Here is a 20,283-nt window from a genome sequence, read left to right as displayed (position 1 = left end):
CTAGCTATAGATCACCGACAGAAAACGCACCAGGATCGCCTCCCGCAGCTCGGCCGGGAGCGCGTCCAGCACGGCGTTGACCACGGCCATCCGAGGCTGCCCGGACCCAGGCCGCAGATCCACCCCCACCGAGGCGGCCAGCTCCGAGAAGGTGGCGTCGTCCAGCGCGTCCAGGTCCAGCCCGGTGATCAGCTCCACCAGCCCGTCCGGGACAACCGGAGGCCCGAGCCGCCGGGCGGCCTCCGCCGACTCGGCGATCACCTTCAGCATCGCGTCCACCCCGGCCAGCGTCACCCCCGTGACCGTGATGTGCAGGTTCGCCGGGATCCCGGCGTACGAGAGCTGCGGCTGCAGGAACCACCCGCGCGCCCGCGCCTCGTCGGCGAGCACGAACACGTCCACGTCGTCGGAGGTGAAGGCCACCAGCGTCGACCCGGAGCCCAGCACCCGCAGCCCGCCGATCCCGGCCAGCCCCGCGCGCAGCCGGTCCGCCGCCTCCAGCGTGGCCCGCCCCAGCTCGACGTACCCTTCCCGGCCGAGCGCCTGCAGAGTCGCCCACGCCCCGCCCAAGGGCCCCGCCGACCGGGAGCTCTGCACGGTCGCGTTGATGATCGTGTAGCCGGGCCAGGCCGCCGACGCGAAGTACGCCCGCCGCCGCATCGCCGGGTCGGCGAACAGCACCACCGACGCCCCCTTCGGCGCGTACCCGAACTTGTGTAAATCACAGGAGATCGACGTCACCCCCGGCACCGACAGGTCGAACGGCGGCACGTCCGCGCCCGCCTCGCGCAGCCACGGCAGCAGCCAGCCGCCCACGCACGCGTCCACGTGGCAGAACACGCCCGCCTCAGCTGCGATCGCCGCGATCTCGCCGACCGGGTCGATCACCCCCTGCGGGTACGAGGGAGCGGACGCGACGACCAGCACCGTGTTCTCGTCCATCGCCGCCGAGACCGCCCGCACGTCGGCCTTGAACGTCCCCAGGTCCACCGGCACCGGCCTGACCTCGACCCCCAGGTAGTGGGCCGCCTTGTGGAAGGCCGGGTGGGCGGTGACCGGCAGCACCAGGTTAGCCCGGGGCCGGGAGGCCGCGTCGCGGGCCGCCTTCACCGCCAGCATGATCGACTCGGTGCCGCCGCTGGTGAAGATGCCGTGGCCGCCGCCTAACAGGTCCGCGACGGCGCCGACGACCTGCTTCTCCATCTCGACGATGCTCGGGAACGCCGTCGGGTCCAGGCAGTTGACCTCCAGCATCGCCGCATAGGCGCGGGCCGCCGCGTCGTGCACCTCGGGCCGCCCGGTGTCGTACACATAGGAGGTCACCTGGCCGCCGCGCACGGGCAGGTCGTGTTCGGTGAGCCGGGCGAGCTCGGCCAGCAGGTCCTCGGCCGTCTTCCCGATACGGGGCAGGTTCAATGGTCCTCCTCAGCGGCCGAACCTAATTCTGTTATTCGGTTCCGTCAATCGTCCGATGGAAAGGCAGCGCGAAACCGGCTTTGCCTCCCTGTTAGCGTTATTGCAAATCTAGGGGGTGAGCGCATGGCCGCTAAAGGGGACGAATCCGAGGCCCCGCGCAAGCCCGCCGTGCTGGGCGACGTGGCAGCACTGGCGGGGGTCTCGGCGATGACGGTCTCGCGGGTGCTCAACGCACCGCACCGGGTGCGGGCGGAAACCCGCGAGCGCGTGCTCGCCGCCGTACGCGAGCTCGACTACTGGCCCAACCTGGCCGCCCGCCAGCTCGTCACCGGCCGCTCGGGCGTGCTCGGCGTGGTCAGCATCGACACGACCCTGTACGGTCCCGCGTCCACCCTCTACTGCATCGAGCAGACCGCCAGGCTCAGCGGCTACAGCGTCAGCATCGCCAGCCTGAGCCTGCTCAGCAGGCGGTCCATCGAGGAGGCGGTGCGGCGGCTGCGCGCCCAGGCGGTCGACGGCGTCGTCATCCTCGCCCCGCACGAATCCGCCGCCGACGGCCTGCGCCACCTGCCGCGCGACCTGCCCGTGGTGGCGGTCGACGCCGGTGAGGACATCCCCGTCCCCGTCGTCACCGTCGACCAGCGCGCCGGGGCGGCCAGGGCCACCCGCCACCTGCTCGACCTGGGCCACCGGACCGTCCACCACCTGGGCGGGCCGGTCGACTGGCTGGACGCCAACTACCGGATCGACGGCTGGCGGCAGGTGCTGGAGTCCTCGGGCCGCCCGGTCCCCGAGCCGCTGCGGGGCGACTGGAGCCCGCGCTCCGGCCACGAGCTCGGCCGGCGCCTGGCCGACGACCCCTCGGTGACGGCGATCTTCGTGGGCAACGACCAGATGGCGCTCGGCCTCATGCGCGCCCTGCGCGAGGCGGGCCGCCGGGTGCCGGACGACGTGAGCGTGGTCGGGTTCGACGACATCCCGGAGGCGGCCTACTTCTGGCCGCCGCTGACGACGGTCCGCCAGGAGTTCGGCGAGGTCGGCAGGCACGCCTTCCACCTGCTGCTCGACCGCATGGCCGGCCACACCGAGCCGGCCCGCCGCCTGGTCGAGCCCCAGCTGGTCGTACGCGAGAGCACCGGCCCCGCCCCCGGCTGACCCTCAGCGGCGGAACCAGTGGGGGTGCGACTTGACGAAGGTGACCAGGAACAGCGTCTGGATACCGCCCTCGACGAGCAGGAAGAGGCCGCCGTCGACGCCCAGCAGCACTGGCCCGCCGTTCAGGCTCTCCCAGACGGCCACCAGGGCGCGGAAGAGGGCGGTCACGATGATCGGCAGGGTGTAGACCGCGAACATGCCGAGGGCGATGGCCGCGCTGGGCACGAGCAGCACCGCGTAGATCCGCACCGCTCGCCGTTCGCGGGCCGACAGCTCGGCGCTCGGGTCGGCGGGTGGTCGCGCCCGCTTCACGACGGTGACCACTCGGCGGAGCAGGTAGCGGGCGTAGTCGAGCCCGTCGCCGAACAGGTTGCGGCAGCGCAGGAGGTCGGCGAGCACGAAGTAGAAGTCGGTCCGCATGTAGACGTGCAGTTGTATCGGCACGCTCAGCATGATGACCAGCGCGAGGGTCCGCAGGAACGCCGCGGCTCCCTCAGGCGGGTTCGCGTGGGCGAGCACGAGCATGAGGATCGCGAAGAGGAAGAGGTCGCAGGCGGTCCCGGCCAGGTAGACGCGGTAACGCGAGCGCCTCGGCACCGACCAGATCGCGGTGACGTCCGTCTGCACGACCAGGTTGTGCAGCCGGGTGCCGAACCCGATGCGCGCCGGGGTGCCGAGCGACCGCGCGGCCGCCAGGTGCATCAGCTCGTGCAGGCTGATCACCACCGAGAACATCGCCGTGTTGACCAGCGTCGTCAGTCCGACGTAGTCGCTCCAGAAGAAGTCCTGGTACACCGGGACCAGATCAGGCCGGCCGAACAGGGCGACGAGCGCCGCGCCGACCACGACCGCCCACAGCACCCGCATCGGGAGGCCGAAGAGCCACCGGACGTGCCTTTCGGCCAGCCAGGGCAGGTGAGCCGGCGGGGCCTGCCCGGCCGGATCCGGCAGGTCCGCGCCGTTCAGCCGGGCCACGAAGCCGAGGTCGACCAGTGCCTCAACGAGCTGCACGACATCGAGTTCGACGTCGTGCTCGTCCTCGATCCTGCGCTGGACCACGCCGATCGGGAGGCCGTCGCCGAGCAGGCGGATCGCCTCGCCGTAGAGGGCGGGCAGGCTGACGAACTCGCCGAGCTCCGGCCGCCCGACGATGACACCGTCCGGGTCGTCGTCCGCCTGGATGCTGAGCGGACGCAGCCGGACGGTGCCGGTCGTGTCGACGGTCATCCGCCGGCCGGGCCGCAGGCGGGACAGTCGTCCTGGCGGACCACGTCCACGGCGTAGACGTGGTCCCACACCGCGAAGTTCCAGTGGAACATCCGGCCGCGCGCCTGGGTGCTCAGGCCGCCGAGGTGGTAGATGATCTCCAGCGCGCACAGGTGACCGCTGATGTTGGCGCTGGCGGCGATCACCGCGTTGGGCCACGACTCGTGGGTGATGAGATCCCGCTGCCCGGTGGCCTGCTTCTTCCGGTCCTCGTCACCGCGCATGCAGCGCCAGCACCCGGTCTCGCCCGGGTGGAAGGAGCCGACCACCGCCATCGGCCCCCCGTAGAAACTGACGAACCACGGCGTCCCGGTACGCAGTGCCGCCTCGTTCGTCCAGATCTTTATGTCCGGATCCGGCTCGTCGGCACAGAGCACGAACACGTCGCAGTCCGCCATCAACGCAGCTATGTCGTCGGTCCCGGTCGCCTTGAGTTCGCTGCCCGTCACCTTGACCAGGCTGTTCATCGCGCGCAGCCGGGCGACCGCCCGCTCGACCTTGGACTCGCCGATGTCCTGCTCGGTGTAGAGGAGCTGCCGGGTCAGGTTGGATTCCTGCACGTCGTCGAAGTCGGCCAGGTGAAGGGCGCCGATGCCGCTCGCCACCAGCCCGGCCGCGACGGCGGATCCGGTGCCGCCCACGCCGAGCAGACCAACCTTGGCCTGCTTGATCTTCGACTGGACGGTGTAGGGGGACTCCCGCGGGACGGTGTCGATCCAGGAGTAGAAATGGCGGGCGCGCGCGTACCTCTCCAGCTCCCTTGCGGAGAGATTGGCGGGAGGCTCCGCCTCGGCGTCCTCGATGAACCCCTCGGAGATGAGCGCCTCGACGATCTCGCGGACGTTCTCCCGCTCCACCTCCGGGCTGTCCGCCACGAAGTCGGCGCAGATCTGCTCGATGTCCCGGGTGCCGTCCATGAGGGTGAGGATCCGCGCGATGCTTCCCTCGGCGTCGTCCTGCAACTCCGTGGCCACGCCGTACTGACCGAGACTGATTCTTATCCGGCCGTCCGGGAAGACCGTGGGCAGATGAACGTGTTTCAGACGAGGCTTCCGCATGAATGCACTCTTTCTCCATAGAAGGCCGGAGCCGATCGCGGCTCGATCGGCTCCGGCACGTCATCCGGGTTCACGCACTGAAGTGCTCGCGGATAACGGTGGTCTCGATCTTCTCCAGCTTGCGGACCTTGAGCTCAAGCTTCTTGGTCTCCTTCTTCTGCTTCTCCATGTTCACCTCCCGGTGTTTTCCGGCGCCGTCGAATTGAATCCGTAAGGATGTCCAGAATCTACGAACCGCTGCCATGGCCGCACTACATCACCGACGGTGGCGGGTACGTGACGGCGGCGAAGCGGCCACCGAACAGGCCGTCCCCACGAACGGGCAGGTAGATCACGACCTTCCGGACACGTCCGGAAAGCCCTTTGCGCCCGGCACGGCGACGACCTAAAATCGGCACGCCAACCCGTCGAGCCGCACCCCCCAGCGAGCATGACCGAGCGGCAGATCACTGCCGGCGATCTCCTCTATGAATGTCCAGGGCGGAGCGACACTGGATGCGTTTCGAGATCCTAGGCCCACTCCAGGTGATCCAGGACGGCCGGCACCACTTTCTCGGCAACGCCCGGAAATTACGTATGCTGCTCGCCGGTCTCATCTCCAGGGCCGACCAGCCGGTCTCCAGCGATTTCCTGTCCACCGTTCTGTGGAATGACCGGCCGCCGGTCTCGGCGCGCAGCAATCTCCAGTCGTACGTGCATCAGCTCCGCGTCCAACTGGGCGCGGAGCGACTGCTGAGAAAGCCGGAAGGATATCTGCTCGTCACCCACGGCGAGGTGGACGCGGCGCAGTTCCGGAAACTCGCGGCGGAGGGGTCGGCGGCTTTCGACGGAGGAAACCACGAATCCGCCGGTCGCTGTTTCCGGCGCGCCCTGGATCTGTGGCGGGGGCCCGCGTTCGCGGAATTCCTCGATTCCGGGCCGATCGCGGAGGAGGCGCTGTCCCTCGAACAACTCCGGCTCACCGTCCACGAACGCTGGGCGGAGACCGAGCTGGCCCTCGGGCGGCACGCGGAGGCGGTGACCGAGCTGCGCGAGGTGGCCAAGGCCCACCCCTACCAGGAGAGCTTGCACGCTCTCCTCATGCTCGCCCTCTACCGGTCCGGCCGTCAGACGGAGGCCCTGGAGACCTACGCCGCCGTCCGCGACCTGCTCGCGGACGAGCTGGGGCTTGAACCGAGCCCCGTGCTGCGCCGCGTGCACGAGGCGATACTCCGCGGCGACGAGCGGATCGACCTGCCCGCGAGGCCGGGCGCGTGGCCGTCGACGGGAGGCGCTGTGGTGCCTCGTCAGCTCCCGCCCACGGTCGCCGACTTCACCGGCCGGGACGACGAGGTGGCGACGCTCAGGGACGCCCTGTCCCCCGGTAGGCGCCAGGCGCTGACGATCTGCGCGATCTCCGGCATGGGCGGGGTCGGCAAGACCACGCTCGCCCTGCACGTGGCGCATCAGCTCGCGGGCGCGTTCCCGGACGGCCAGCTCTACGTCGGCTTCTCCGGCGCCGACGACCGCACCGCCGTGGCCCGGGCGCTGGAGTCGATGCTGCGCGCTCTCGGCGTCGGGGGAGCCGCCGTCCCGGAGTCGGTCGGCGACCGCACGGCCCTCTACCGGTCGCTCCTGGCCGGCAAGCGGATGCTCGTGGTGATCGACAACGTGGCCGACGAATCGCAGGTCAGCCCCCTGCTGCCGGGGTCGGGCACCTGCGGCGTGCTGATCACCGGCCGTCCCCGGCTGGTGGGCCTGGCCGGCGTCCGGCACCTGCGCCTGGACGTCTTCCGGCCCGCCCAGGCGATCGAGCTGCTGGCCCGGATCACGGGGCCGGAGCAGGTGCGGGCCGCGCCCTCGGAGGCGAGCGAGATCGTCCGGCTCTGCGATCACCTGCCGCTCGCCGTCCGTGCCGCGGGGGCGCGCCTGGCCTCCCGGCCCGACTGGCCCCTCTCCCGCATCGCGGAGCTCCTGCGCGACGAGCGACGCCGCCTCGACGAGCTCTCGGTCGGAGACCTCACCGTACGGGCCTCGCTCGGGCTGAGCTACACGGCACTGTCGCCCTCGGCCCGGCGCCTCTACTACCTGCTCAGCGTGCTGCACACCCCCGACTTCGCGGGCTGGGTCGCCGCGGCCGTGCTCGACACGTCCCCGGAGGAGGCCGAGCGCAGCCTCGGCGAGTTGCTGAGCGCCAACCTCCTCACCGTCGCGGGCGTCGACCCCGCCGGTCAGTCCCGTTACCGCTTCCACGACCTGATCCGCCTGCACGCCCGCGACCGCGCCGACGCCGAAGCCGCCCCGCACGAGATCCACGAGGCCGTGACCCGCGCGCTCGGCGGCTGGCTGGTCCTCGCCCGGCGGGCCGACACCGGGCTGCCCGGCAGGGTCTTCCCGACGCTCCCGGCCGAAGGCGTGACGCACGAGCCGCACGTCCGGATCTCCGATGCCTGCGCCTGGTTCGAGGCGGAAAGAGGCGCGCTCCGGGCCGCGGTGGCGCAGGCCGCCGCGCTCGGCGCGCACGACCTGTGCTGGCAGCTCGCCGATGCGACCGTCAACTTCTTCGAGCTGCACGACTACTACGACGACTGGGAGTCGACCAGCCGGCTCGCGCTGGAGGTCTGCGAGCGCGCCGGGGACGCGCGTGGCCGCGCCTTCATGCTGCGCGACCTCACCGAGTGCCTGCGCATGGGGCCCCGGCACGCCGAGGACGAGGCACTGGAGCACGCCCTCTCCGCGGTCGCGCTCTTCGAGAGCCTGGGCGACGTCCACGGCGAGGTCGACGCCCGGATCCTCGCCGGCACCGCGTTCCTGGTCAGGGGAGAGCCCGGCAAGGCCGTGGCCTACCTCGACGCGACGCTGGCGAAGGCGAGGGACGCCGGCTACGTGCTCGGTCAGGTCGAGGCCGAGTGGCAGCTCGGGTACGGCCACCGGGTCCTGGGAGACTCCGAGCGGGCCGGCGTCCACCTGGAGGCCAGTCTGCGACTGGCCGAGGACGTGCCCCTCCCGTCGCAGCTGTGCCGGATCCACAGCCTGCTCGGGATCGTACGGCGGGAAAGGGGCAGCCTCGTCGAGGCCGAGGCGCACTTCACGCGCGGCGTGACGCTGGCCCGTTCGCTCCGGAGCCTGAGCGACGAGATCACCATCTTGCCGCACCTCGGCATGACCTACGTCAAGCTGCGCGACCCGCGGGCCAGGGACGTGCTCGGCCGGAGCATCCGGCTGGCCCGCCGGTGGAGGGCGCGATTCCAGGAGGCCACGTCGCTGGGCGCGCTCGGCGAGCTCGAAGCGGCCGAGGGCCACCACGCCCTCGCCGTCGCCCACACCGTCGCCGCCCTCGAGATCTGGCGCGAGCTCGCCAGCCCCTTCCACGAGGCGCAGACCCTCAAGTCCCTCGGCGCCCTGCACGCGGCCGCCGATCCGGACCAGGCCCGTACGGCCTGGAGCGCGGCCCGGCGGCTCTTCGCGCAGCTCGACAACCACACCGAGGTGAAGGAGCTCACGGCGCTGCTCGAAACCGTCAGGACAGGTGGATGACGTTCCAGCTCACCGGGGGGAGGAGGACGCGCATCGGGTCCTGTTCCACGTTCTCGTTGGGGCGCGGGGCCACCCGGTCGGGGTCGTCGGCGGTGTTGCGGGCGTAGACGTCCGGGCCGGTGAGGGTGGTGGCGGAGGTGATGCGCGCGCCGCCGAGGGCGCGGGCGTCGATCTCCAGCGAGAGCGGCCCGTCCGTGGCCCGGTTGACGGCGAAGATCGTGACGCCCTCGTCCGCGTGGGTGGCGACCGCGTGCAGCAGCGGCACCTCCCCGTACTGGGCGGTCTCGTACAGGGGAGAGACCGGCTCGACCCGCAGCACGTCGCCGGCCGCGTGCCGGCTGGCCTGGGCGAACGGGTGGAAGGTGGTCTGCCGCCAGGCCCGCCCGCCCGGCTCGGTCATGATCGGCGCGATCACGTTGACGAGCTGGGCCAGCGAGGCGGCCGTCACCCGGTCGCTGTTGCGCAGCAGGGTGATGAGCAGCCCGCCGAAGGCCACCGCGTCCGCCAGGTGGTAGTGGTCCTCCAGCAGCGGCGGCGCCACCGGCCAGTCCCGCGGCGGCTCGGCCGCCTGGAAGCGCGACAGGTACCAGACGTTCCACTCGTCGAACGAGATGTCGATCCGCTTGCGCGACTTGAGCCGGGCCCCCACGGAGTCGGCGGTGGCGACGACCGAACGGATGAAGTACTCCATGTCGGTCGAGCAGGCCAGGAAGCTGCCGAGGTCGCCGTCCTTCTCCTCGTAGTAGGCGTGGCACGAGATGAAGTCGACGACGTCGTACGTCTCCTCCAGCACGGTCGACTCCCACGCGCCGAACGTCGGCATGGTCGAGCCGGAGCTGCCGCACGCGACCAGCTCCAGGCCGGGGTCGACCATGCGCATGGCCCTGGCGGTCTCGGCGGCCAGCCGGCCGTACTCGCGGGCGGTCTTGTGGCCGGTCTGCCAGGGGCCGTCCATCTCGTTGCCGAGGCACCACATCCGGATGTCGTGCGGCTCCTTGGCGCCGTTGGCGGCGCGCAGGTCGGACAGCGCGGTGCCGGACGGGTGGTTGCAGTATTCCAGCAGGTCGAGCGCCTCGGCGATGCCGCGGGTGCCGAGGTTGACCGCCATCATGGGCTCGACCTCCGCCTTGCGGCACCAGCGCACGAACTCGTCGACCCCGACCTCGTTCGTCTCGGTGCTGTGCCAGGCCAGGTCGAGCCGGCGGGGGCGGCTCTCCTTGGGGCCGATGCCGTCCTCCCAGCGGTAGCCGGAGACGAAGTTGCCGCCGGGGTAGCGGACGGTGCTCACGCCCAGCTCGCGGGTGAGGTCGAGGACGTCGCGGCGGAAGCCGTCCTCGTCGGCGCCCGGGTGGTCCGGCTCGTAGACGCCGGTGTAGACGCACCGGCCCAGGTGTTCGACGAAGGTGCCGAAGGTCCGGCGCCGCACCGGCGCCACCCGGAACGCGGGATCGATCGTGAGGCGGGCGTCGTGCACGGGGGGCTCCTCGCGGTTGGTGGTGCTCCAGAGATTGTTAGCGTTATCAACCCGCGAGGTCAAGGGCACGGCAAGCGCTTGCCGCACAAACCTTGACAGCGTGCTTGTTACCGCTAACACTCGGGTAACCCCGCCGAAACATGACCCATAGCCACCCCAGTGCCCCTTGGTGTTAGCGAGAACATTCCTCGGCGAAGGAAGAGGCCACTGTGCAAGACCCCCCAGCCATCACCCGCCGGCACCTGCTCGGCGGAAGCCTTGCCCTCCTCGGCGCCGCCGCCTCCGGCTGCGCCATCCCCGTGGGACTCGGTTCGTCCCAGACCCGCGTGAAGTACTGGCACTTCCTCGGCGCGAGCGACGGCATCATCATGAACCAGATGGTCGGCGCGTTCGCCCGGGACAACCCCGGCGTCTTCGTCGAGGAGAACGTGCTCGCCTGGGGCGAGCCGTACTACACGAAGATCGCCATGGCGGGCGCCGGCGGCCGGTCGCCCGACGTCGCGACCTTCCACCTGGCCAGGCTCGCCGGCATCGGCGCGGGCGAGATCCTCGACCCCATCAACGTGGACCTGCTGACCGAGGTCGGCCTCCGGGCGGCCGACTTCAGCCCGCCCATCTGGGAACGCGCCCACTACCAGGGCACGCTGTACGCGGTGCCGTTCGACGCGCACCCGATGGTGCAGTACTACAACACCGACCTCTGCGGGCGGGCCGGCCTGCTCGGCGCCGACGGCAAGCTGCGACCCACCACCGGCGCCGACCAGCTCCTGGAGCAGCTCCGCAAGGCCAAGGAGGTGCTCGGCGGCAAGCCGCCGCTGGTCTTCGACGCGCTCGGCCTCGGCACCGTCGGCCCCTGGCGGGTGTGGTACTCGCTGTACCCGCAGAGCGGCGGCACCCTGCTCTCGGAGGACGGCGGCCAGGTCACCATCGACGACCAGAAGGCGCTGGAAGCACTGCGGTTCATGCGCCGGCTCGGCGAGGAAGGGCTGTGCGACCCCACCACCGACTACGGCGCCTCGGTGGCCAAGTTCACCAACAGCGAGGCCGCGTTCCTGTGGAACGGCGACTGGGAGGTCACCGGCCTGAAGGAGCGCAAGACGCCGTTCAGCATGACGCGCTTCCCCAGCGTGTTCGGCAGCGGCGCCGCCCAGGCCGACTGCCACGTGTTCGTGCTGCCGCACCAGCGCGACCGCGACCCCGAGGTGGAACGGGCGACCTACCAGTTCATCGCCTACCTGGTGAAGAACAGCGCCGACTGGGCGGTGGCCGGCCACGTGCCCTCCTACCTGCCCGCCCTCCAGGAGCCCGACTACCTGGCGCTCCAGCCGCAGTCGGAGTACCGCTCCGTCATCACCGACGTCGCCCTCGACCCCCAGGTCTGGTACACCGGCTCGGCCTCCCGGCTGTGGATCGAGTTCGGCGGCGCGTTCTCCCCGGTCATCAGCGGTGAACGCACGCCGGAAGAGGGGCTGGCCAACGCCAAGGCGGCGCTGAGCCGGCTGATGTCCGCCCCGAACCCCTTCCCCGCCGAGGAGCGATGATGACGACCACCGTCGCCGCCCCCGCCACCACAGCCCCCGCCGCCAAGGCCCAGGTCAAGCGGAGCTGGACGCAGCACGGGCTGCTGTTCGTCGCGCCCTTCCTGCTGGTCTACGTCGCCTTCCTCGTCTGGCCGACGCTGCTCGGCCTGCGCATGAGCTTCACCGACGTCAACATCGCCGGCAGCAACGACCGCTTCGTCGGCTTCTCCAACTACGCCGAGGCGTTCGGCGACCCGCGCATGTGGCGCTCGCTGTGGAACACGCTCGTCTTCACCGTGCTCAGCACGGTCCCGCTGGTGCTCCTCGGCCTGGGCCTCGCCCTGCTGGTGCACAACCTGCGGTTCGTGCAGTGGCTGTGGCGGCTGTCGTTCTTCGGCCCCTTCCTGCTGCCGTCGGCCGTGGTGTCGATCCTGTGGCTGCAGATGATCTACCCGCCCGAGTACGGCCTGCTGAACGGCACGCTCGGCACCGACGTCCTGTGGCTCGGCGACCCCGGCACGGCCATGTGGTCGGTGGTGCTCACCACCGTCTGGTGGACGGTCGGCTTCAACTTCCTGCTCTACCTGGCCGCCCTGCAGTCGATCCCGCAGCACCTGTACGAGGCCGCCGCCATCGACGGGGCGTCCGCCTGGGACAAGCTCAGGTCCATCACGCTGCCGATGCTCGGCCGTACGACGGCGCTGATCGTCGTGCTGCAGCTGCTGGCCTCGCTCAAGGTGTTCGACCAGATCTACCTCATGACCGGCGGCGGGCCCGAGGACGCCACCCGGCCGATCATCGAGTACGCCTACGACGTCGGCTTCACCGGCTACCGCATCGGCTACGCGTCAGCCGTCTCCTACATCCTCTTCGTCCTGATCGTCATCGTCTCCCTGGCGCAGCTCCGGCTGTTCCGCAAGCGCGCGGAGGTCTCCTCATGACCAAGCGGTTCAGCGTGAGCCAGCTCGTCCTGCTGGTGGTCGCCTCGGTGCTGGCCGTCATCTGGATCGCCCCGATCGCCTGGGCGGTGGCCACCTCGCTCAAGCCCGAGGACGAGACCACCAAGCTGCCGCTGGAATGGTTCGGCAGCACCGTCACGCTCGACGCCTACGAACTCGTGCTGGGCACCGGCGGCATCATCACGTGGGCCGTCAACTCCACGGTGACCGCGGTGATCGTCACGTTCCTGACCGTCCTCTTCTCGGCGATGGCCGCGTACGGGTTCGCGCGCACCCAGTTCAAGGGGCAGCGGGCGCTGCTGGGGCTGATCCTGGCCGGGATCATGGTGCCGCCGCAGGTGCTCATCGCGCCGCTGTTCGCCGAGATGGTGTCGCTCGGGCTGGTCGACACCTGGTGGGCGATCATCCTGCCGCAGGTGGCGGCGCCGCTGATCGTCTTCATCCTGTACAAGTTCTTCCAGGACGTGCCGCCGGAGCTGGAGCAGGCCGCGTTCGTGGACGGGGCCGGCCGTTGGCGGGTGTTCTTCACGATCGTGCTGCCGCTGTCGCGGCCGGTGCTGGCCGCGGTGTCGATCTTCACGTTCATCACCACGTGGAACAACTTCCTCTGGCCGTTCCTGGTGTCCACCGACCCGAACACGATGACCCTGCCGGTCGGCCTGGCCAACGTGGTGCAGGGCACCTTCGGCCTCCGGTACGCGCAGATCATGGCCTCGGTGGTGCTCGCCGGACTGCCGCTGATGGTGGTGTTCGTGCTGTTCCAGCGGCAGATCGTACGCGGCGTCGCGCACACCGGGCTGGGGGGTCAGTAGCTCCTCTTTAGGGGGTGCCCGGCGCGGCCCCATGGGCCAGGGTGGAAGCATGACGCGACTGACCCGTACGGCGTCCGCCCTGGCCGCGGCCGTGCTGCTGGCCGCCTGCGGCGCGACGGCCACGACGAGCCCGTACGAGCCCGGCACGGGCCACGCGGGGCACGGCGCGCACGACCCCGAGCCCTCGCCGCTGCGCGACGGCGAGCGGTTCATGACCCTGGGCATGCCCGAGCCGTACACCCCGGCGCCGCCGAACGGCGGCACCGACGACTACCGGTGCTTCCTCATCGACCCGGGGCTGGAGGAGCAGGTGTTCCTGACCGGCGCCCAGTTCCTGCCGCAGAACACCGAGCTGGTCCACCACGCGATCTTCTTCAGGGTCGGCCCGGAACACGTCGCGGAGGCCGAGCGGCTCGACGAGAGCACGCCCGGCCAGGGCTACACCTGCTTCGGCGACGGCGGGGTCGCCGCCGCGTGGGTGGCCCACTGGGCGCCCGGCACTGACGAGGTGCTGCTCGACCCGTCGCACGGCTACGCGATGCCGCCGGGCAGCCGGCTCGTCATGCAGGTCCACTACAACACGCTCGGCGTGGAAGGGCGGCCGGGCACCGACCGGTCCGGGATCCGGCTGCGGGTGACCGACCGGACGCTCCAGCCGTTCGACACCGTCCTCTTCTCCGCCCCGATCGAGCTGCCCTGCACGCCCGAGGAGTCCGGGCCGCTCTGCGACCGCGCCGCCGCGGTGCAAGACCTCGGCCGCAGGTTCGGCGAGAAGTCGCTCGACCAGGTCGACGCCCTGGCGCAGCGGTGCGGCCGGCCGGAGCCGGGTCCGACCCAGCACTGCGACCTGCCGGTGGAACGGCCGGCCAGGATCCACGCCATGGCCGGTCACATGCACCTGCTGGGCCGCGCCATCAAGGTGGAGGTCAACCCCGGCACGCCGGAGGCGCGGACCCTGCTCGACGTGCCCGCGTACGACTTCGACGACCAGGCGTTCCGGCCGCTGCCCGAGCCCGTCGCGGTCGGGCGGGGCGACGTGGTCCGGGTGACCTGCACCCACGACGCCGGGCTCCGCGCCAAGATCCCGCAGCTCCGGGAGCTCGACCCGCGCTACGTGGTGTGGGGCGACGGCACCGCCGACGAGATGTGCCTCGGGATCGCCGTCGCCTCGGCCACCTGACCCATGCGTGACGAAGATGTCACGCCCAGGCGACACCCCGGGACTCAACCTGCCGTGCTCCTGTCTTCGTACAGTCTGAAAACGGCGTCCTCGGGAAAGGCCCGTCATGACCACGCTGCGCCCAGCTCCGCACAGCCGCTCGCAGGACGCGTGGCCGCTGCCCGGCGACGCCCAGGCGGTGGCCACGGCCCGCGCCACCGCCCGGAAGGCGCTGGAAGGGCTCGGCGTGGACCCCGAGCTGGTCGACGACGCGGTGCTGATGATGAGCGAGATCGTCACCAACGCGCTGCTGTACGGCGATCCGCCGTACGAGATGGCGGTGAGCGCCGATCGCAGGGAGATCGTCTGCGGGGTGGTCGACAGCGGCCCGCCGCTGCCCGCGCCGCGCACCCCCGGCAGCGGCGACGAGCGCGGCCGGGGGCTGCACATCGTGGCCATCCTGTCGGAGGGCTTCTACGGCTGCCACCCGCAGCGCTACCTCACCTGGCCCGACCGGCTCGGCAAGGCCACCTGGTTCGCCCTGCCCCGCACTCCGGAAACCGACGGCGGCTTCCGCATCTAGCGGCATACTCCACGGCCGCAGGGTCCCCGGTGGGGGTAGGGGCAGGGGCCCTGCGGCTTGGAACGTTCTACTCTCGCCGGTCGAACACTTCGCCGAGCCTGAACGCGTCATCCCTCGCACTCGGCAGAGCGTGGTCCACGACCACGCTGTCAGGCCGGGGGTCGGCCTGTTTGTCGCCGGCGCTTCCCGTGCCGTCGCACGCGGGACACCTGTCTGACTTGTCCCTGGGAGAGCCCTGGGCTTGGGTCATCCAACCTCCTCCAGCCAGGATCCATGACCTACCTGCAGTAGGCCCCCACCTATGAAGCGAGCCCTCCCCAGGCCCCGCACGTACGCATCGTGCACGGCGATGGTGTGTTCTCGCCCCCGCTCAGGCTGGATGAAAGCCGTCGACGGTTGAGTGAATGTTACAGCAACCGTACGTAGGTGGTGATGAACTGGATCATACGCTCGACTATGGTTCGAGTGCTGGGCATACTGAATCTTCCTCACTTCTAGCAGCGTAAACTCCGACAAAAGCCACAAAAAGTGTGTAATATATGACTGTCTTCGTCCGAATCAGAGGGCGTGGTCGGGCGGTTCATCATGTGGATTTCATGTGGATCGATAACATGCATCGTGTGGTAGCGGGTACATGACGGGTTGTAGTCAAAATCTTCCTGGAAGGCCCTTACTGGAGCAGGCTGGAGGTATGGCGAGTGGCGCAAGATCGTGAGCAGGAGCTCGCAGAGGTGAAACCCAAAGAGGCGAAAAAGGGGTTCGTGCGTCTGTCCATAAACCTGAGCACGGAGACGATGGACATCCTGAGGAGGCTGATCGAGGCCAAGGGCCTGTCCATCACCGATGGTGTCCGGCGTGCGATCAAGGTTTGGCAGTTTGTCGAGGAGCAGACCGAGAAGGGCAACGAGCTGGCGGTCATCGAGCCCAACGGAGACGTGCGGAAAGTGCTGGTGCTCTGACGGGTTTCTCGCCCGGGAGCCCTGAATGCTGAGACTTACTGCGAGCTCACTATCCTCCACGGCTGCGGAGGATAGTGAGCACATGGGCTGAATTACTCTCTGCTCTGCGCCCCGAAGTAATAGCCCACGATGAGCGAGACGATGGGCGCGATCAGCTCCCTCGCCTTGTTGACCTCTTCGATCGTTTCCTTCGGCTCCGGCAGGAGCGCGGCGGCGACCGGGCTCGCGACCATCGAAAGCGTGAAGAGGACCAGAAGAATAGTCATGATCCACTTACGGTTCCGGATCGCGCTCTTCTCACGCATCGCCAGTCGCAGGGCGTCCTTCCCCTCCTCGCTCGGCAGGGTCCGGTCGACGATCACCTCTTCCGGCTCGGGAGCGTCGGCCACGTCGTCAGCTATGCCGGTGCCGTGACAGCGCGGGCAGACGTCTTCGCCCGCGCCCTGCGGGTCGTGCGACTCGGGCACTTTCGCCTCCTACTGTCTCCCGAGGCGGACTCCGTCGTCCGCCTCTCGCCCCCGGACACCCATGCACCGATGTTACATCGATGTGTCGAATCTACGCCTTTGATGTGTATCGGATCAACATCTCGACCATAGTGAATGTAGTGCGGGTATGGATGAATGCCGTACCGGGCCTTGCATTCCTGGGGAGCTGGCCCATAATGGGGCGTGGATGTGGATCCTAGGTTGATATCAGGGGGTCCCCATCAGCTTGGGGTGGTGGTGCAGGAGAGGTGGGTCCACCTCGGGAGAATGGGGAGGGAAGGGGCATGAACATCAATCACAGCTCGACGCGAGGGTTAGGAGGGGTCTGGTTACGCCCGCCCCTTTCACCGCATTCGTATGGCAGTGGCTCTCGCACGTCCACCGACGATGGGAAGAGCCTGCTTATGTCTGATCCGCGGTGTACCGACGGCCGGGCCGCAGGCGCCGGCCAGAACGCCTCTCACGCGCCTCCCTCATTCGTGCGCCTCACGGTGAACGTGGAGCGGGAGACCATGCGGACCCTGCAGCGGCTCGCTGAAGCCAACAGAGTGTCCCTGACCGACGGAATCGGTCGCGCTGTGACGATGTGGGAGTTCTTGACCGATCAGGTCGCGCAGGGAAACAGAATCGCGCTGATCCATCCCGGAGGAACGATCCAAACACTGGACATGAGGTAGTCCTCTGCCGGCGCCGGAGCAGCGGGCCGGCCGAACCTGCTCTTCCGGATACAGGGCCGGTGACCTGCCCGCCTTGTGGCGGGCAGGTTCGCCGTGGGACGCTCACCCCGGCTTCGAGGGGAGAAACCGCTGTGAACGTGGGTCTGCCGGAACTGCTGATGCTCGTCTTCATCTTCCTGCTGATCCCGGCTGCCGTGGCCGGGCTGGTCGTCGTGCTGGTCAAGCGGGCCGGCAAGCGGCGCTAGCTGATCAGGTCAGGGCGGCCGCGGCGGGGAAGCGGTCCCAGACCCGGTGCGCCGCCAGGAGCTGGAGTGTCTCCCGCAGGACCGTCGGGCCGTCGTCGCCGAGGAGCACGCCCGGGGCCTGCGTGGGAATGCCCGCCTGGGTGAAGACCTGGGAGGCCGTGCCCCAGCCGCCGATCGGCTTGGCGTGCCGGTAGGCCTCGGTGATCAGCAGCAGCACGCGCGGGTCGACCGCCGCGTCCGAACCGCCGCCCGCCTTCGCGTCGCGGGCCCCGTACGCGTCCTTGCCCGGTGCGGGGGCGCTCGCCACCAGCAACGCGTCGAACTCGACGGAGCGCGCGGTGACGAACGTGCGCTGCACCGGCAGCGTCCCGCCGAGCATGCCGCCGGTCGGCGCGATGATCAACGGCACCATGCCGCCGTCGAGCACCGCTTGGCGGACGTCGCCGACCGCCGCCGCGTCGTCGTCGCCGGCGACGATGCCGATGATCCGGCCGTCGGCCGGCCAGGTCCGCCCGACCTGGGACAGCGCCGGGCTGGGCCGCGGGTCCGCCAGCGACTCCGACCCGGCCGGCGCGGGCAGCCCGAGCCCCTCGGCGACCTGTTCGCACAGGACCGGGTCGATGTTCGCGAGCACCCGCAGGTATCGCTCCTTGATCGCCTGCTCGTAGCACTTGGCCAGCTCGAAGGTGTAGGCCGCGATGGTGTGCTCGCGCTCGACCGGCGTCAGGCTCAGCCAGAACAGCCGCGCCTGGCTGAAGTGGTCGGCGTACGACGCGGGCGCCTCGCGCACCTTCCGGCCGGACACCTGCGTGGGCACCTCGACGTACCCTCCCTCGGCCGCTCCCGCCGTGAAGGGGCAGCCGCCGTCGAGCGAGTTCGGCCGGTACGGGGCGACGCCCCGGTGCACGGCCGTCTGGTGGAAGCCGTCCCGCAGCATGTCGTTGACGGGGGCGTGCGGCCGGTTGATCGGGATCTGCGGGAAGTTGGGCCCGGCCAGCCGGGTGATCTGCGTGTCGAGGTACGAGAACAGCCGCCCGGCCAGCAGCGGGTCGTCGGTGACGTCGATGCCGGGCACCAGGTGGCCGACGTGGAAGGCGACCTGTTCGGTCTCGGCGAAGAAGTTGGACGTGTTGCGGTTGAGGGTGAGCAGGCCGATCGGCTGGACCGGGGCCAGCTCCTCGGGGACGATCTTCGTCGAGTCGAGCAGGTCGATGCCTTCGAACATCTGCTCCGGCGTGTCGGGGAAGACCTGGATGCCCAGCTCCCACTCCGGATAGGCGCCCGCCTCGATCGCGTCGAAGAGGTCGCGCCGGTGGAAGTCCGGGTCCACGCCGTTGAGCAGCTGCGCCTCCTCCCAGACCAGGGAGTGCACGCCGAGCTTGGGCTTCCAGTGGAACTTGACCAGCGTGGTCGCACCCTCCGCGTTGACCAGGCGGAAGGTGTGCACGCCGAAGCCCTCCATCATCCGGTAGGAGCGCGGGATGCCGCGGTCCGACATGTTCCAGATCGTGTGGAAGGTGCCCTCGGTGTGCAGGCCGACGAAGTCCCAGAACGTGTCGTGCGCGGTCTGCGCCTGCGGGATCTCCCGGTCCGGGTGCCACTTGGCGGCGTGGATGACGTCGGGGAACTTGATCGCGTCCTGGATGAAGAAGATCGGGCAGTTGTTGCCGACCAGGTCGAACACGCCCTCGGAGGTGTAGAACTTGGTCGCGAAGCCACGCGTGTCGCGCACGGTGTCCGCCGAGCCGCGCGAGCCGATCACGGTGGAGAACCGCACGAAGACCGGCGTCTCGACGTCCTTGGCGAGGAAGGCGGCCTTGGTGACGTTCGAGGCGGCGCCGTAGCCCCGGAAGACGCCGTGCGCCCCGGCGCCGCGCGCGTGCACGACGCGCTCGGGGATGCGCTCGTGGTCGAAGTGCATGACCTTCTCGCGCAGGTGGTGGTCCTGCAGCAGAACCGGGCCGCGCGGGCCCGCCTTGAGCGAGTGGTCGGTGTCGGGCAGCCGGAGCCCTTGGGCGGTCGTCAGGTATGCCCCGCCTTGAGCAACCTTGTCCTGCGGAACGCCGGTGGGCCGGCCGGTGGGGGAGAAGGTGTCCGGCCCGCTCTGGTCCGGCTTGGGCGGCAGCGGCTCCCGAGGCTCCGTGGGCTCCTCCAGCGACGGCGGCTCGCTGTTGGGGACGCCGGGGATCTCGGCGGGCCCGCCGCCGGTCACCGCGTCGACGACCTTCTCCACGGTCGACTTGATCGGGTGCTCCATGGTCTCTCCTTGGCGTGAGGCTGCGTCGCCGGGTGCCGGGCGTACGCAGACTTCCCCACGCCGGAGGTCGCCACGCGGAGTTTACGGTGCTTACAGGCGAATCCGGTCAGGTGTTGGGCCTCAACGTTCCAGGGTGATGCCCTCCCGTCGCAGGTCCTCGATGACGCCGTCCACCAGCCGGGTGCTGACCGTGTGCGTCAGCCTGCCGGTGTCGCGGAGCTCGCGGGCGGCGGGCACCGGGTCGGGGTCGGCGAACAGCCGCTCGTCGGTGTAGTCCACCGGCCTGCCGGTCGCGTCGAGCGCCCACCAGGAGGCCTCCAGGGCGATGCCGTTGGGGTCGCTGAAGTAGATCGAGCGCAGGAAGCCGTGGTCGATGACGTCGGTGACCTCGCAGCCGTGCTCCTTGAGCCGGTCGCGCATCCGTACCAGCGCGTCCTCGTCGGGCAGGTGCAGGGAGAGGTGGTCGAACTGGGCGGCCTTCGCGTACGGGACGCCGGCCGGTTTGGCGAAGCTGTCGAGCTCCTGGTCGGCGTACTCGAAGAAGGCGATGGTGCTGCCGACGCCGACCTCGAAGAAGTAGTGCTTGAACGCGGGCACGGCCAGGGTGGCGACCAGTCGCGCGTCCAGGACGCCGTGCCAGAACCTGACGGTGGCGTCCATGTCCGCGGTGATGAGGGCGAGGTGGTGGACGCCACGCCAGTGCACCGTTTCCGGGGTTGCAGCCATGGCCCAACAGTAC

At 69.9% G+C, this 20,283-nt stretch carries 15 protein-coding genes; 8 read left to right on the top strand and 7 right to left on the bottom strand.

Going from position 1 to position 20,283, the window contains the following annotated elements:
* Entirely contained in the window at positions 1 to 1,416 is a 1,416-nt protein-coding gene (locus ACIBF7_RS01960; protein ID WP_397196143.1) for a pyridoxal phosphate-dependent decarboxylase family protein, read from the bottom strand.
* A 123-nt stretch (positions 1,417 to 1,539) separates the two neighbouring features.
* Here ACIBF7_RS01960 and ACIBF7_RS01955 point away from each other — a divergent pair, with 123 nt between their 5' ends.
* Positions 1,540 to 2,571, top strand: a complete 1,032-nt coding sequence (locus ACIBF7_RS01955; protein WP_397196142.1) for a LacI family DNA-binding transcriptional regulator — start codon at positions 1,540 to 1,542, stop codon at positions 2,569 to 2,571.
* A 3-nt stretch (positions 2,572 to 2,574) separates the two neighbouring features.
* Here ACIBF7_RS01955 and ACIBF7_RS01950 read toward each other — a convergent pair whose 3' ends face one another.
* Both ACIBF7_RS01950 and ACIBF7_RS01945 read right to left on the bottom strand, forming a co-directional pair.
* Positions 2,575 to 3,798 carry a hypothetical protein gene (locus tag ACIBF7_RS01950; protein WP_271277615.1) on the bottom strand — a complete coding sequence of 408 codons (1,224 nt, stop codon included), beginning with the start codon at positions 3,796 to 3,798 and terminating at the stop codon, positions 2,575 to 2,577.
* Complete coding sequence (locus ACIBF7_RS01945) at positions 3,795 to 4,895, bottom strand: ThiF family adenylyltransferase (protein ID WP_271277616.1); 1,101 nt, start codon at positions 4,893 to 4,895, stop codon at positions 3,795 to 3,797. The genes ACIBF7_RS01950 and ACIBF7_RS01945 overlap by 4 nt, the downstream gene beginning before the upstream one ends.
* Before the next feature lie 495 nt (positions 4,896 to 5,390).
* Between ACIBF7_RS01945 and ACIBF7_RS01940 the strand changes: the two genes are divergently transcribed.
* The gene (locus ACIBF7_RS01940) at positions 5,391 to 8,411 is read left to right on the top strand and encodes a BTAD domain-containing putative transcriptional regulator (RefSeq protein ID WP_397196141.1); all 3,021 of its coding nucleotides are present in this window, start codon (positions 5,391 to 5,393) and stop codon (positions 8,409 to 8,411) included.
* Here ACIBF7_RS01940 and ACIBF7_RS01935 read toward each other — a convergent pair.
* Positions 8,395 to 9,885 carry an alpha-N-arabinofuranosidase gene (locus ACIBF7_RS01935; protein WP_397196140.1) on the bottom strand — a complete coding sequence of 497 codons (1,491 nt, stop codon included), beginning with the start codon at positions 9,883 to 9,885 and terminating at the stop codon, positions 8,395 to 8,397. The two genes, ACIBF7_RS01940 and ACIBF7_RS01935, sit on opposite strands and share 17 nt — an antisense overlap.
* A 209-nt stretch (positions 9,886 to 10,094) precedes the next feature.
* Here ACIBF7_RS01935 and ACIBF7_RS01930 point away from each other — a divergent pair, with 209 nt between their 5' ends.
* The 6 genes from ACIBF7_RS01930 to ACIBF7_RS01905 all read left to right on the top strand — a co-directional run bounded on the left by ACIBF7_RS01930 (position 10,095) and on the right by ACIBF7_RS01905 (position 15,877).
* A complete protein-coding gene (locus tag ACIBF7_RS01930) occupies positions 10,095 to 11,426 on the top strand; it encodes an extracellular solute-binding protein (RefSeq protein ID WP_397196139.1) in 1,332 nt (443 codons plus the stop codon).
* Positions 11,426 to 12,346, top strand: a complete 921-nt coding sequence (locus ACIBF7_RS01925; RefSeq protein ID WP_219543052.1) for a carbohydrate ABC transporter permease — start codon at positions 11,426 to 11,428, stop codon at positions 12,344 to 12,346. The genes ACIBF7_RS01930 and ACIBF7_RS01925 overlap by 1 nt, the downstream gene beginning before the upstream one ends.
* Complete coding sequence (locus tag ACIBF7_RS01920) at positions 12,343 to 13,176, top strand: carbohydrate ABC transporter permease (RefSeq protein WP_397196138.1); 834 nt, start codon at positions 12,343 to 12,345, stop codon at positions 13,174 to 13,176. The genes ACIBF7_RS01925 and ACIBF7_RS01920 overlap by 4 nt, the downstream gene beginning before the upstream one ends.
* A 49-nt stretch (positions 13,177 to 13,225) precedes the next feature.
* Positions 13,226 to 14,356 carry a monooxygenase gene (locus tag ACIBF7_RS01915; protein ID WP_148035499.1) on the top strand — a complete coding sequence of 377 codons (1,131 nt, stop codon included), beginning with the start codon at positions 13,226 to 13,228 and terminating at the stop codon, positions 14,354 to 14,356.
* Positions 14,357 to 14,462: 106 nt separating this feature from the next.
* Positions 14,463 to 14,918: an ATP-binding protein gene (locus ACIBF7_RS01910; RefSeq protein ID WP_397196137.1), complete on the top strand. Its 456-nt coding sequence runs from the start codon at positions 14,463 to 14,465 to the stop codon at positions 14,916 to 14,918.
* Between the two features lie 698 nt (positions 14,919 to 15,616).
* The gene (locus ACIBF7_RS01905) at positions 15,617 to 15,877 is read left to right on the top strand and encodes a CopG family transcriptional regulator (RefSeq protein ID WP_148035497.1); all 261 of its coding nucleotides are present in this window, start codon (positions 15,617 to 15,619) and stop codon (positions 15,875 to 15,877) included.
* A gap of 92 nt (positions 15,878 to 15,969) precedes the next feature.
* Here ACIBF7_RS01905 and ACIBF7_RS01900 read toward each other — a convergent pair whose 3' ends face one another.
* The 3 genes from ACIBF7_RS01900 to ACIBF7_RS01890 form a co-directional block, all read right to left on the bottom strand.
* Positions 15,970 to 16,344, bottom strand: coding sequence for a hypothetical protein (locus ACIBF7_RS01900; RefSeq protein ID WP_148035496.1), 375 nt, complete (start codon positions 16,342 to 16,344; stop codon positions 15,970 to 15,972).
* 947 nt (positions 16,345 to 17,291) lie between these two features.
* On the bottom strand, positions 17,292 to 19,544 hold the full coding sequence (locus ACIBF7_RS01895) for a catalase (RefSeq protein WP_271277624.1): 2,253 nt from the start codon (positions 19,542 to 19,544) through the stop codon (positions 17,292 to 17,294).
* Between the two features lie 120 nt (positions 19,545 to 19,664).
* Positions 19,665 to 20,270, bottom strand: a complete 606-nt coding sequence (locus tag ACIBF7_RS01890) for a VOC family protein (RefSeq protein ID WP_148035494.1) — start codon at positions 20,268 to 20,270, stop codon at positions 19,665 to 19,667.
* Positions 20,271 to 20,283: the final 13 nt, after the last annotated feature.

This window comes from Nonomuraea sp. NPDC050478, from assembly GCF_044458265.1.
Classification (GTDB): domain Bacteria; phylum Actinomycetota; class Actinomycetes; order Streptosporangiales; family Streptosporangiaceae; genus Nonomuraea; species Nonomuraea ferruginea.
This window is presented reverse-complemented; position numbering and strand designations above follow the sequence as displayed.